This is a genomic window from Clostridium sp. AF36-4 (assembly GCF_003435975.1).
Taxonomy (GTDB): domain Bacteria; phylum Bacillota; class Clostridia; order Lachnospirales; family Lachnospiraceae; genus Eubacterium_F.
This window is the reverse complement of sequence record NZ_QTVH01000001.1, coordinates 197,995-211,004: the sequence shown is the minus strand read 5'-3', so window position 1 is coordinate 211,004 and position 13,010 is coordinate 197,995. Positions and strand designations below refer to the sequence as shown.

The 13,010-nt window shown below is 40.4% G+C and carries 12 protein-coding genes and 1 other RNA gene; 1 reads left to right on the top strand and 12 read right to left on the bottom strand.

What is annotated here, in order from left to right:
- Window positions 1-353: 353 nt before the first annotated feature.
- Complete coding sequence (locus DW005_RS00990; RefSeq protein WP_117477801.1) at window positions 354-1,301, bottom strand: serine O-acetyltransferase; 948 nt, start codon at window positions 1,299-1,301, stop codon at window positions 354-356.
- Window positions 1,302-1,395: 94 nt separating this feature from the next.
- On the opposite strand from DW005_RS00990, the gene DW005_RS00985 reads away from it, so the two are divergent.
- A complete protein-coding gene (locus DW005_RS00985; protein ID WP_117477800.1) occupies window positions 1,396-2,280 on the top strand; it encodes a hypothetical protein in 885 nt (294 codons plus the stop codon).
- On the opposite strand, the gene DW005_RS00980 is transcribed toward DW005_RS00985, so the two are convergent.
- From DW005_RS00980 to DW005_RS00920, 11 genes are all read right to left on the bottom strand, one after another.
- Window positions 2,260-2,943, bottom strand: coding sequence for an HrpE/YscL family type III secretion apparatus protein (locus DW005_RS00980; protein ID WP_117477799.1), 684 nt, complete (start codon window positions 2,941-2,943; stop codon window positions 2,260-2,262). The genes DW005_RS00985 and DW005_RS00980 overlap by 21 nt on opposite strands.
- A gap of 32 nt (window positions 2,944-2,975) precedes the next feature.
- Window positions 2,976-3,566, bottom strand: coding sequence for a 16S rRNA (guanine(966)-N(2))-methyltransferase RsmD (rsmD, locus tag DW005_RS00975; RefSeq protein ID WP_278286495.1), 591 nt, complete (start codon window positions 3,564-3,566; stop codon window positions 2,976-2,978).
- 41 nt (window positions 3,567-3,607) lie between these two features.
- Window positions 3,608-5,644: an ATP-dependent DNA helicase RecG gene (recG, locus tag DW005_RS00970; RefSeq protein ID WP_117477797.1), complete on the bottom strand. Its 2,037-nt coding sequence runs from the start codon at window positions 5,642-5,644 to the stop codon at window positions 3,608-3,610.
- A 237-nt stretch (window positions 5,645-5,881) separates the two neighbouring features.
- A complete protein-coding gene (locus DW005_RS00960; protein ID WP_117477796.1) occupies window positions 5,882-6,559 on the bottom strand; it encodes a hypothetical protein in 678 nt (225 codons plus the stop codon).
- Window positions 6,552-7,946 (bottom strand): ATP-binding protein, encoded by a 1,395-nt coding sequence (locus DW005_RS00955; RefSeq protein ID WP_117477795.1) that lies wholly within the window; start codon window positions 7,944-7,946, stop codon window positions 6,552-6,554. The genes DW005_RS00960 and DW005_RS00955 overlap by 8 nt, the downstream gene beginning before the upstream one ends.
- Before the next feature lie 700 nt (window positions 7,947-8,646).
- Window positions 8,647-9,012, bottom strand: a transfer-messenger RNA (tmRNA) gene (gene ssrA, locus DW005_RS00945).
- 266 nt (window positions 9,013-9,278) lie between these two features.
- Window positions 9,279-10,286: an NAD(P)H-dependent glycerol-3-phosphate dehydrogenase gene (locus tag DW005_RS00940; RefSeq protein ID WP_117477793.1), complete on the bottom strand. Its 1,008-nt coding sequence runs from the start codon at window positions 10,284-10,286 to the stop codon at window positions 9,279-9,281.
- Entirely contained in the window at window positions 10,287-10,961 is a 675-nt protein-coding gene (locus tag DW005_RS00935; RefSeq protein WP_117477792.1) for a glycerol-3-phosphate acyltransferase, read from the bottom strand.
- Between the two features lie 6 nt (window positions 10,962-10,967).
- The gene (gene der, locus DW005_RS00930; protein ID WP_117477791.1) at window positions 10,968-12,293 is read right to left on the bottom strand and encodes a ribosome biogenesis GTPase Der; all 1,326 of its coding nucleotides are present in this window, start codon (window positions 12,291-12,293) and stop codon (window positions 10,968-10,970) included.
- 78 nt (window positions 12,294-12,371) lie between these two features.
- On the bottom strand, window positions 12,372-12,725 hold the full coding sequence (locus tag DW005_RS00925; protein WP_117477790.1) for a YraN family protein: 354 nt from the start codon (window positions 12,723-12,725) through the stop codon (window positions 12,372-12,374).
- Entirely contained in the window at window positions 12,725-13,009 is a 285-nt protein-coding gene (locus tag DW005_RS00920; protein ID WP_022375946.1) for an EscU/YscU/HrcU family type III secretion system export apparatus switch protein, read from the bottom strand. The genes DW005_RS00925 and DW005_RS00920 overlap by 1 nt, the downstream gene beginning before the upstream one ends.
- Between the last annotated feature and the right edge of the window lies 1 nt (window position 13,010).

Sequence of the window (13,010 nt, the reverse complement as noted above, 5' to 3'; positions counted from 1 at the left end):
ATTATACAAAAAGCAGATCCTGTAAAGGCAAAAGTATTCTTCTGCTATTATCGACTGGCGAAAGGCATCCGTGGCATACTCTCATATGCAAAAGAAGGCGTCAGGCTATGGTTCCGACCCAAACGTCCGAGATACCGTCAACTCTGCCTTAAACTGGTTGTCTGAATAGATAAAAAAATAATTCTTCCAAAGTCCGGTTTCGGCGGGGCTTATTAAAGTGCCTCTAATCCTGATACTGTCGCTTTTGAGTCCTCAAAATCCAGCAGATTAGTGTTTTAATTAAAGTCATCCACTTTTTTTAATGTGCTTTGCGGAAACTCAAGTACATTTGTAAATTTATGCAATGGATAATCCTAAATCACCCAATCCCAGAATCCATCCTGCTCTAACTCACTTCTCGAATCTCTGCTATACTGCAATTCCGGATTTTTCACATTTACTTTCATGCCGGCGGAAACCGATTTAACAATAAATGCATTACCGCCAATTGTAACACCGTCGCCAATGACGGTATCGCCGCCAAGTACCGAGGTTCCGGAGTAAATTGTTACGTTGTTTCCGATTGTTGGGTGTCGCTTTTCGCCCTTAAGAAGCTGACCTCGTTTTGTGGATAACGCTCCAAGCGTAACTCCCTGATAAATTTTTACATGGTCTCCAATTGTTGTTGTCTCACCAATTACAATGCCGGTTCCATGGTCAATGCAAAAATACTTGCCGATGGCAGCACCCGGATTGATATCAATTCCTGTCAGGCTGTGTGCATACTCTGTCATAATACGTGGAATCAACGGCACACCAAGAAGCACCAGTTCATGGGCAATGCGGTAAACCGTAATAGCAAAAATACCGGGATAAGAAAAAATAACTTCATCGGTACTGTATGCTGCCGGATCACCATCATATGCTGCCTGAACATCGGTGTATAAATACTCTCGTATCATCGGGATTTTCGAGAAAAATTCTTCTACAATTTTTTCTGCTTTATTTGATAAATCCGATTTTGGGCACTGGTCACATGTCTCATCATTTCCCAATACGCGTGCAATCTGTTTGCGGAGATGATACTGGACAAATTCCATGCGGTCGCCCACTAAATATTTGATATATTCACTTCTCACGCGGTTGGTATCAAAAAATCCCGGAAACAAAATCCGGCGAAGTTCTTCCAATACCTGAATCAATACATTTTTATTTACAATATTCTCCGTATCCATCCGAACTGTCACCGGATACTCTTTGTAACTTTCTAATATGGCTTCTATCATTTTCTCTGATTTCTCGATCAAAGTCTGCCCCTCCATTCTTTTTCCATCCTTTCTGATTATCGTAACACAAAACACTTCTATTTGTCCATCTCTACCGCATAAGATAGAGTAAAAACCGTGAGGTATTGTTATGATTGTCGGCTCACTTCTCTTTATCGGCTTCCTTTTATTTTGCCCGGAAGCAGCGATTTCCGGCAGTAAATATGGCTGTTCTCTGTGGATTTTCGAACTAATCCCGACACTTCTTCCATTTTTTATTGCCTTAAATTTCTTCCGGCTGCAATTAAAAAAAGCATCCGAACATCCGGCATTTCTCCTTCTTGGTCTGCTGTGCGGTTATCCCGCCGGTGCGGATTTGGTGAGTAAACAATATGAAAAGGGACTGCTGACAACAGACAAAGCTTATTTTTATCTTGGATTTGTCAATAATCCCAGTCCCATGTTTATCATGGGGTACTGTTGCAGCACCATCTTAAATGTTTCAACACCAAAAGCGATCCTTTTTTTCCTCACACTGGTTCTGTCCGCTTTTTTAGGAAGTTTTTTTGTCTCTTCCATTCTGAAAATAATCGGTAGAAATAAAAACACTTCCCATGGCAGCAGTCCGCATAACGAATGTTCCCCGCAAAAGCTTCCTTTTTCCAAACTAATGGATAAAATTATTTTGGATAGTTTTATCCTAATTACAAAAATCGGCGGTTATGTGATTTTGTTTTCGATTTTTGCCTGTTTCTTGAAAATGCTTTTGCCTACCTCCAGTTTATTCGGCATTGCCTGTCTTGGTTCTATGGAAATCACAACCGGAATGTCCTATGTTGCAACTGCTCCACTTTCTCTACAAATAAAAGAAGTTCTAAGTGCTTCGATTCTTGCCTTTGGCGGTCTGTGTGCAGCCGCACAAACGAGCAGTGTTCTATCGCAGTCAGAACTTCCCATTTTCCCATATCTTATTAATAAACTGATAAATGCCGTAATTGCCGGCAGTCTGGTTTATTTACTCTTCTGCATTTTTTAAGAAGGCATCTTCCGGAACCTCAAAGGATTCCTGTCCTTGTGGCTGTGGCTCAAGCTGTTCCGGCTGTTCCGGCTCTTCCGGCATCTGCGGCTCACTGGCTGCGGCTGCTTTAGTCGGCTCAAGCTGCATCATAAGTTCTTCCTTATTACTCTTCATCAACTGAATACTGTTTTTAAGTGCGCTGGTAAGCATGCGGGATTTATTATCAATTTCTTTTAATGATTCTTCCACATGTCCCTGTGCCTCGCTCAATAAATCATTTGTATACAAAAGTGCTGCTTTTCTCATCTGATCACTTTCGTCCTGTGCGGCATTCACCAGACGCTCTGCCTCTTCCGTTGCCTGACGCATAATGTCCTCGGCACGCTGATATGCGGTCTGAACAATCTCGTTCTGGTCAAGAATCTGTGCCGTCTGCTGCTGCGCCTGAGATAGCATATCCTCCGCACGCTGCTGCGCTTCATTTAAAATGCCATCGCGATTTGTAATGATTTTCTGATAGCGTTTGATTTCTTCCGGTGCACACAGACGAAGTTCGTCTAATAAATCATAAAGCTGCTCGCGGTCTACGACAACTTTACTTGGATAAAGTTTTGATGGTTTACACTCTTCTACATAATTGTAAATCTCGTCAATTGCCTGCTCAATTCTGGATGGATTCATATTCTTCTCCTTTTCTCGTTCTTCCGGCTCCCTTATTTGGCACGAAGGAACACATGCTGATTGTTTTTATATTCTTTGATTCTCACAATTTCAAACTGCTCGGTGTCGACATAATCGACCGGTGTGTCTAACGAAGTTTCTAAAATCAGAATCGTATCCGGATTCATGATTTTAGCATCACCAAGCCACTCTAAAATCTTTGGCTCAAACCCTCTCTCATAGGGAGGGTCGGCATAAATAATATCAAACGTTTCCTGCTGTCTTGCCAGTTTGGAAATCGCATAACTGACTTCCACCGGAAATACAACTGCCTGACTTTCTAACTTTGTTTTTTTCAAATTCGCCCGAATACAGGAAAGTGCTTCTTTGCCAAATTCAACAAAGACTGCTTCTTTGGCACCTCTGCTGATTGCCTCAATTCCAATCGCTCCGCTTCCACTAAATAAATCCAAAAAACGGCAGCCCGGAATGTCATCCTGTAAAATATTAAAAAGCGTTTCCTTAATCCGGTCGGTCGTAGGTCTTGTCCCCCTGCCCTCCGGAGACACTAGAGGAAGCCGCCTTGCCTTTCCTGCAATCACTCTCATATCCAATTCTTCCTTCCCAATGCTTATCGTTTTCATTGTATATGATTTACGCCTTTTTTTCAAGGAAAACATTCACCTTACAGCGTAATCTGCCCCAAATACCGGTTCAAACGGTTTCTCAAACGTTCATTTTTCTTATACAAAAGTGCTTTTTCATCTGCCGACATCTCCTTTGCCTCTTTGGACGCCTGCTGCAACAACTTCGCGTCTTCAAAAATATCCGCAATTAAAAACACCTGCTCTCCACTCTGGCGGATGCCGAATAAATCCCCCTGTCCGCGGAGTACCAAATCTTCTTTTGCAATATAAAATCCATCGTTGGAATTGACTAAAACCTGTAGCCGCTCCCTGCTCTCTTTGGTTTCTTTTGTCGACATCAAAATACAATAGGACTGCCACTTACCACGTCCGACTCGTCCTCGAAGCTGATGTAACTGCGCCAGTCCAAAACGCTCTGCATTTTCTATCATAATCACACTGGCATTTGGCACATCAATTCCAACCTCAATCACTGTTGTTGAAACTAAAATATCGATTTCACCTTCTGCATAACGTGCCATAATATCTTCTTTCTGCGCCGGTTTCATTTTCCCATGAAGATATTCAATCGTTACCGAAGGTGGAAACTGGCTTTTGAGTTCCTCGGTGTAAAGCATTACACTTTCCAGTTCGGATTCGTCGTCCTGTTCCACCATCGGGCAGATAATATACACCTGCCGCCCTTCTTCAATCTGTTTTAGCATAAATCGATAGGCATTCGGACGATAATCCGTGTTGACTGCACAGTTCTTTATCGGCAGACGATTAGCCGGTCTTTCATCAATCACAGATAAATCCATATCGCCGTACAAAATTAACGCAAGCGTCCTTGGAATCGGCGTCGCACTCATCGCAAGAACATGTGGTTCTTTTCCTTTTTGATAAAGTTTCTCACGCTGCTTTACACCAAAACGATGCTGTTCATCGGTAATCACAAGTCCCAAATCGGCAAATGCAACACCATCCTGAATGAGCGCATGCGTTCCAATCACAATATCCCATTCCCCGGAAGCAATTTTTTCTTTTGCCCGTCTCTTTTCTTTTGCTGTGAGGGAACCGGACAATAATCCAACCGTCACGCCGTAATCTGCCAATAATTTCGTCAGATTTTGATAGTGTTGTGCCGCTAATACTTCCGTTGGTACCATGAATGCTCCCTGATATCCGTTTTTAACGACTTCCAAAAGTGCTAACACGGCAACAATCGTTTTTCCCGAACCAACATCTCCCTGTACCAGACGATTCATCACAAAACCGCCTTCCATATCCATACAGATTTCTTCATATACTTTTTTCTGTGCATCGGTCAGCGAAAATGGAAGATTTTCTAAAAACTCAGCAGCCTCATTTGTCTTTTGAATCCGGTGTGTGCTGATTTCTTTTCCATTTTCACGGATATAATTAAGTGCCATTGTATATAAAAACAACTCATCAAAGGCAAGTCTTTTCCTCGCCTCTTTCAATTCCTTATGATTTGCCGGAAAATGAATCTGACGCATTGCTTTTTTGTATTCAATCAACTGCTGGCGTTTACGCAAATCCGCCGGTAAAAATTCTTTGAAATCCTCTACCGCCATGATTGCCTCCTGCATTAATTTTGCCATGGCATGATTGGTAATCCCCGCCGTAAGCGGATAAATTGGCTGCATTTTCCCTACAATTTTGTAAAATTCCTGCCTTGTGTAACGCTTTGGCTGCACCATCTGCAACCGCCCGTTTCGCTTTTCGACCTTTCCACGGAACAAATATCTTGTCCCCATTTTTAACTGATTTCGCAGAAAAGGCATATTAAACCATGTAATTAACAAAGTGCCGGTCGTATCCCGCAGCGTTATCGTTAAAATACTTTTTGAGCCACGTTTCATAATCTGCGGCCGCGCCATAAGCACGCCTTCTACAGCCGCTATATCTCCTTCTTCCAATGCTTCAATCGGACAAACCGGCTTGATTTCATCGTAGTTTCTTGGGTAGTGCTCTAGCAGTTCTCCCACCGTTTCAATTTTTAATTTGTGAAGATTTTGTTCCGCTTTTTCGCCAACACCTTTGACGCTGCGGACCGAGTCTGTTGTCTGCATTGCGATTTCCTTTCCATAAAATACTCAATCCTGTTGAGAATTTTAATCTATACTAGTATCATCCAATCTCTGTCTTTCGCGAATGCAACGCCATTTTACTGTGCAATCATAAAGTTATGCCAGTCTCAAGATTCGCTTTATATCATCCAGATTTTCAACAAAATAAATTTCCTCTTGTCGATCGTTGGAAGACAGACCATTACTATATTGCCAATCATACGCTGCTCCTCTCAAAATTCACTTTTCAAATATTAAATTCATATTAGAGTGTCTTTCTAAAGAATGCTTGTCCTTTTCAATAAATCTCCAAGTTTCCTTATATGTACCTGGGACAGCTACTGCTTCATCCGATATAAAGCTAATAAAATCATTTACCTTACCTTCATATCTTTCAGCAAAATCATCCGACATTTCTTCTTTCTCATCATCCGAAAAATTCTTCAGTACACCATATAATACATGTTCTAAATTACAGGAATTAAAATACAAGCGGTATCCTATATTATGAATTTTACCGGTTGAATAAAGCTTAAATAAGATTTCCGACTTATGTTTATTTCTACGTTCTATTGCTTCAACAACTGCTCCTTCCATATGATCTTCATAATATTGAATTTCCTCAACATCCGCCTCCACCACACAATCTTTTGCAAACACCCCATCTGTATCGGCAATATGAATCACCTTTATAAAGTCATCCCAATGATATCCATACTTCGACTTTATGCCATCTAAGAGACCATCTATCTTTCTAATAACATTATCAACCGTAGTAAATTCATTTGATGTAATATCTCCATGTACTACAGCAAATTGCACCTCTTCGGAAGAAAAAAACTCTTTTAAAATTCCACCGATAGCATTTTCATCACTCGGTCCTTCTACAATTACCGCAATAACTTTTTTTTCATTCATCAGAAAGGCTCCTTCCTGCTTTACGAAATGCTCGCGCAATCTTTAAACTATCCGTCTCTTCATAAATCGCCTCATCCTGTCCACCCAGAGTAATGCTTCTGATATACATACTACGAAGATTGTTATTCTCCTTTACTCTCTTCATATGGATATAGCGATTTTCCGGATTAACAGTTGAAAACATAATACTGCTCTTATCAAGCATCTCAAGAGCACGCAAGTTATGAGATGTAAAAATCAGCTGTCCCTTAGCACTCTTTTGAAAGATATCAAGCAGCTCTCCAAGCATATATTCAAAAATTCCTGCATCTAATTCATCAATCACAAGACAAATTGATGGATTCCCAAATGCCTGAATAAGCACATTCAAGATAGAAATAATCTTAATAATTCCCTCTGATTCCATACGAATAGGAATCGGATTTTCCCCTTCGCGCACAGACATCAACTCTACCTTCCATCCCTCTTCGCCAGAATCTAGTGCCTGTTTCCCATAATCTTTCACATCAATCATCATTCCTGGAATGATTGTATATAATACAGCATTTATTTGTTTAATAATTACATCCAAAATTTTCTTTGTTTCAACATCTAATACAACTGGTTCAGTCAAAGGTACCGCAAAATCTCCCTTTGCACCAATCTTGTTATTTTCTATACGAAAAGCCATTGGTAAAAGAAAATTTGCTGTTATCATTCCTGAATGAGTGTTTCTAATAACAAATAAATCCTTAAAAGAAAATTCAAATAATGCTTTGATTACATTAGAATAATTCTTAAATTTATCCTCAACTTTTTGACAGAAAATTTCTCTACTGCTATCTCCAAAAATAAAAGAACAATTACTTTTCTCTGCCATCTTTCTGGCCACGATTAAATCTGTTCTTCTCTCTTTATCCTTACCAATTAACTCATCAAGTCTCTTTTGTGGTTTAAAAATACTCTCCGACTCGCAGCGTATATAATCCATGAAAATATTCTTATTCGTTCTCTTTCCATCCTGGTTAATTGCACAATTCAAAAACTCTCTCTCTATTACAACATCACCATCCATTTTTTTCAACTCAATATTGTATCCAACCTCATATATTTTTTTCTTACCAAATATCTTAAATTCAGCATTCATATGAGCCGCATCATCGTTCACTCCAATATAATCACTTATACTCTGATCAATGGTCTCACCAATCATTATCTGCTGGAGGAAATATAAACCATCTACAACAGCCGTTTTTCCTGAACCATTCTGTCCATAGATACCAAGAATCTCTGCACCGCCAACATTAAGTGATTTTTCATTAGCCATAGGCATAAAAACAGTACCTTTTTTTACATTTTTGATATTTTGCAATGTCAATGAAGACAAACGGACAATAAATTCTCCCATTTTGTCACCTCCACAATTCGTCTATGTACAAAACCATAATAACATATTCTCTGTTTTTAGTCAACGCAATCTCTTTTCTGATACATTTTGTTCTTTTTTCCAAATTTCGATATTATTTTACATTACTACATCTCTTTTTTCTGTTCATTTGGATCTTCACAAGAATTACTTTGTTTAGCATATATCGAGCCTACGCACATTCGACTTTCCCTATCCAGCTGCAACTGCCCTTACCAAGTCTCCAATAAAATCTTTTTCTTTGGGATCTGACTCTGCACTCATCAATGTTATTGCCACTAAAGCACCTTCGCTTATCCTCTTTTGTCCCTTTTCACAAAGCACATTATTAGCCCATTGTCTAAATTCTACACCCCGATTAGATTTTACTCTGTAACCTACAGAAATAATTACCTCCAAACTATAAAACTGAACCGGCCTGTCAGAATTTGGAATGTGCATTTTTTGCACATTTCTTTGTTTAATGCATTATTAATATGTTTACCGATTGCCTTTACATCTCTTCTATAAATCCCATTTTGTCAAATTCATATCCGAATTATACCATAAAAATAACGGTACTGTATATCTTTATTCATATACAGCACCGCTATCTTTTTCGATACACCAAACAACTTCGGACATACTCTACATATGTCGTCAGAACTCCTCCCAACTTCGTTGAGTCCCTCCTCAGTGCATATAATGGACCTGGCGGGAGTCGAACCCGCGTCCAAACCAGAATCCCACGTTCTTCTACTATCATAGTCAGTTCTTTTGTTCTCTTGCGAAAACCATTCCCTCCAAATAGCGGGAACTAACACCCACTAAATATCAGTAGCTTCATGTTTCTCTTACCGATTCAAAGCTTTACCGGCAAGGTTCCCTACAAAGGAATGATGCTGTAACCTAGGTTGTAGGACGCCTAAGCACAACAGCCGCCATAATTAGGCAGCGTAAGCTAATTTATTATTATCAGCGTTTAAATTTAAGTCTGCGTTTTAACGTGGTCACAGTCCACGGATAGCTTCACCGTCTTCAGCTGGCCTGTCGAAACCAGTACAAGCCCGTACTGATAGATAACGTCAGGATCACAAAACACCCTAACTGTTATACATATACTATCACACACACATTTACGTGTCAACACCAATTTATCATGAAGATACCAAAACAACTCTTTCGCTAAAATCTACGAAACAGAGTTGCCTTAATGGCTGCCGGCACAAAAAATATCCGTATTGAAAAGCCAGCGGATTTTTAATTCACTACAAGTGCAAAAATCCGCTGGCAAATATTTGTATTTTAGACTTTCTGCTTACGTTTAGGCATTCCCTACCACGTCAAACTCTTGTACTCACTGACTTTATCGCGCATCAGCAAGTCTGCCACTGCCTGCTCTGCCGTTTTATCGGAGAACAAAATTGCGTTAATCTGTTCCACAATTGGCATTGTTACGTGGTTTTTATTGGCAAGTGCCATCGCAGCTTTTGCACAGTTTACGCCCTCGATAACCTGCTTGATTTCTTTCTTTGCTTCCTCTAACGTTTTGCCCTGCCCTAACATATAACCGCAGTTATGATTCCGGCTGTGGGTGCTGATACAGGTTACAATCAAATCACCAATACCTGATAAACCGCAGAATGTTTCCATTTTTCCGCCAAGTTCCACACCAAGTCTGGAAATCTCAGCAATTCCGCGTGTCATCAAAGCAGCTTTCGTATTATCGCCAAGTCCCATACCGTCCAGAATACCGGCAGCCAGTGCAATCACGTTTTTCAGTGCACCGCCAAGTTCAATACCAATCATATCCGGACTTGTATACACACGGAAACGGTCACTCATAAACACATCCTGTACAAACATTGCCGTCTTTTCCGTCTTTGCTCCGACAACAACCGTTGTTGGTACTCCATGGGAAACTTCTTCCGCATGGCTTGGTCCGGAAAGGACACAGACATCTGCCATCGGCAGCTCATCCTCAAGGATTCCACATAATGTCATCAATGTATTTTCCTCGATTCCCTTGCCGACATTTACAATAATCTGATTATCCTTAATAAAAGGCTTTGCTTCCTGTGCCGTTGAACGGACAAACGGAGAAGCGACTGACCATACAATAACATCCTGATTGGTACATGCCTTTTCCAAATCTTCTTCAATCACAATACTATCCGGAAGTTTTACACCAGGCAGACGTTCCAGATGTTCTCTATGCTCTTTGAGCATATCGGTCTCTGCTTTCACCTTTGACCAAATCGTAACCTGATGTCCATTGTTTGCACACAAAATGGCAAGTGCGGTTCCCCAGCTTCCTGCTCCTAAAAAACTAACATGTTTCATCTATTCGTTCTCCTTTTCCTTTTTTTCTCCCAATTTACGTTCTGTATGATTCATTAACCGTCTTATGTTCCCCGCATGCTTAAAGTAGGCAAGTGCTGTAAAAAGCAGCGCAATGAAAAGCATAATGACAAACAAAGACGTTTCAATCCTATGGTACTCTAAAATTACATAAAGTGGAAAATACCACACAACAATCAACGAGCCAAGAGACACATATCTGGTAATTCCAACTACAATAATAAATACTGCCAAAAAGACACCAATCATAATCCAGCCAAGACTCGTATTGGATGAAGAAGCAACAATAACTGCCGCCGATACCGCAATTCCCTTGCCGCCTTTAAAATGAAGGTAAAAAGGGAAATTATGTCCAATTACAACACCAAGACCAATCACCAAAGTCATAAGATAGGTCATTTCCGGTGAATACCCCATGTTCGGGCAGAAAACAAAGCGCACCAAAAGTGTCGGAATAAATGCCTTTAATAAATCTCCGGCAAAGGTAAGCGCACCGCCTTTTGCTCCCATAGTACGAAGAGCATTGGTCGTGCCAATGTTTCCACTTCCCTCCGACTGGATATTATGTCCACTCATCCTTCCAACCACATATCCGGTTGAAAAGCTTCCAAAGCCATAACCAATGATTAAAAAGATTATTGAATAAACAAGTTCCATGATAAATTACTCCTTTTCTTTACGTTCCCTGATAAAAATACGAATCGGTGTACCCATAAAACCAAATGTATCACGAATCCGGTTTTCGATATACCGCTGATACGAAAAATGCATCAGTTCTTTTTTATTGACAAACAAAACAAACGTCGGCGGCTTTGTACTCACCTGTGTCATATAAAACAGTTTCAACCGCTTTCCTTTGTCAGAAGGTGGCTGCTGTAATGCGACTGCCTCCATCAAAATCTCATTTAGCACACCGGTCTGGATGCGCATTGCGTGATTCTCAATAACCGTTTCAAGTAAATCAAAAATTTTCTTTGTACGCTGTCCGGTCAGGGCAGAAATAAAAATAATTTCCGCATACGGAACAAAAGACAAAATATCCCGTACTTTTTTCGTATATTCTTTCACCGTATGATTGTCTTTTTCGATTGCATCCCATTTGTTGACCGCAATGATCAATCCACGGCCTCTGTCGTGGGCAATTCCCGCAATTTTCGCATCCTGCTCAGACACGCCTTCCGTGGCATCAATCATCAGAATGACCACATCCGAGCGCTCAATTGCTGCAACTGTGCGAATAATACTGTAGCGTTCAATATTTTCCTTAATTTTACTCTTCCGTCTGAGTCCGGCAGTATCAATAAACACATATTCCGTGCCATTGTAAACAATTTCTGTGTCAATCGCATCCCTTGTTGTTCCGGCAACATCCGAAACAATAACACGATTTTCACCTAACAGATTATTAATTAAAGAAGACTTTCCGGCATTTGGCTTACCGACAATGGCAATCTTAGGTCTGTCATCCTCTTCCTCTTCAATTTTTTCCAAATCAAACAATTCCATAACCGCATCCAACATATCACCAATACCAAGCTTAGATGCTGCGGAAATCGGATGCGGGTCTCCAATACCCAAATTGTAAAATTCATACACATCCGGCATATATTTTTCAAAATTGTCGACTTTATTTACAACTAAAATCACCGGTTTCCCGGATTTTCTCAGCATATCTGCCACTTTAAAATCCGCATCTACAAGTCCCTGTTTCACATCCACGAGGAACAAAATCACATCCGCTGTGTCAATCGCAATGTCCGCCTGTTCTCTCATGTGCTTTAACATCTTATCCTTTGAATCCATCTCAATACCGCCGGTATCAATCATTGAAAAGGAATGATTCAGCCATGTAACATCTGCATAAATACGGTCTCTTGTAACGCCGGGATGGTCTTCTACAATCGAAATCTTTTCCCCGGCTAATGTATTAAATAATGTTGACTTTCCAACATTCGGCCGTCCAACAATAGCCAATATTGCTTTTCCCATGCTCATCCTCCATTTCTGCCAATCTATCCTATTATATTGCTTTTAGGAACAAAAAGCAAGTAAACGTTCTACTTTCTTTCATCCGAAAAATGAAAAAGCATCCCTCACAAGACGACATTCATCCCCGATTATAAACACGGCATCATACCGCACCGGTGTATCCTCCGGCAATTTATGCTCCCATAAATAAAACTGACTCGTTTTGCAAATCCGTTTTATTTTCGTGGGCGAAATAGCACCTTCCGGCGCACCGTATTTTTCATTTTTCCGATATTTAACCTCGACAAAGCAAAGATACTTTCCTTCTCTGGCAATAATGTCAATCTCGCCAAACCGACAATAATAATTTTTTGCTTCCAGTTCATAGCCACAGGATTTCAAATATTCTCCCGCCTGCTCTTCTTTTTTTGCTCCCACTTCTCGTTGATTCATTATTTTTTCTTCACCTTACTTTGAATTTTGTCCATATCATCCACAAAAACTAACACCTCTGCCACAATTGAGTACAACTCCTGCGGAATATATTCTCCAATATCAAGAACCGACAGCGAGCGGGCAAGTTTTTCGTCTTTATGAATCGGCACATTTTCCTCTTTTGCCACATCTATGATTTTATCTGCCAGATAACCGCGTCCACTGGCAATGACCTTTGGAGCCTGCTCACCCGGCGTATATTCAAGCGCAACCGCCGTCTTTTTTTCCTTTTCATATGCCATA

Coding starts and splice junctions, on each gene's coding strand:
- DW005_RS00990 (WP_117477801.1), bottom strand. CDS start 1,301: ATGGAGGGGCAGACTTTGATCGAGAAATCAGAGAAAATGATAGAAGCC.
- DW005_RS00985 (WP_117477800.1), top strand. CDS start 1,396: ATGATTGTCGGCTCACTTCTCTTTATCGGCTTCCTTTTATTTTGCCCG.
- DW005_RS00980 (WP_117477799.1), bottom strand. CDS start 2,943: ATGAATCCATCCAGAATTGAGCAGGCAATTGACGAGATTTACAATTAT.
- rsmD (WP_278286495.1), bottom strand. CDS start 3,566: ATGAAAACGATAAGCATTGGGAAGGAAGAATTGGATATGAGAGTGATT.
- recG (WP_117477797.1), bottom strand. CDS start 5,644: ATGCAGACAACAGACTCGGTCCGCAGCGTCAAAGGTGTTGGCGAAAAA.
- DW005_RS00960 (WP_117477796.1), bottom strand. CDS start 6,559: ATGAATGAAAAAAAAGTTATTGCGGTAATTGTAGAAGGACCGAGTGAT.
- DW005_RS00955 (WP_117477795.1), bottom strand. CDS start 7,946: ATGGGAGAATTTATTGTCCGTTTGTCTTCATTGACATTGCAAAATATC.
- DW005_RS00940 (WP_117477793.1), bottom strand. CDS start 10,286: ATGAAACATGTTAGTTTTTTAGGAGCAGGAAGCTGGGGAACCGCACTT.
- DW005_RS00935 (WP_117477792.1), bottom strand. CDS start 10,961: ATGGAACTTGTTTATTCAATAATCTTTTTAATCATTGGTTATGGCTTT.
- der (WP_117477791.1), bottom strand. CDS start 12,293: ATGGGAAAAGCAATATTGGCTATTGTTGGACGGCCGAATGTTGGAAAG.
- DW005_RS00925 (WP_117477790.1), bottom strand. CDS start 12,725: ATGAATCAACGAGAAGTGGGAGCAAAAAAAGAAGAGCAGGCGGGAGAA.
- DW005_RS00920 (WP_022375946.1), bottom strand. CDS start 13,009: ATGGCATATGAAAAGGAAAAAAAGACGGCGGTTGCGCTTGAATATACG.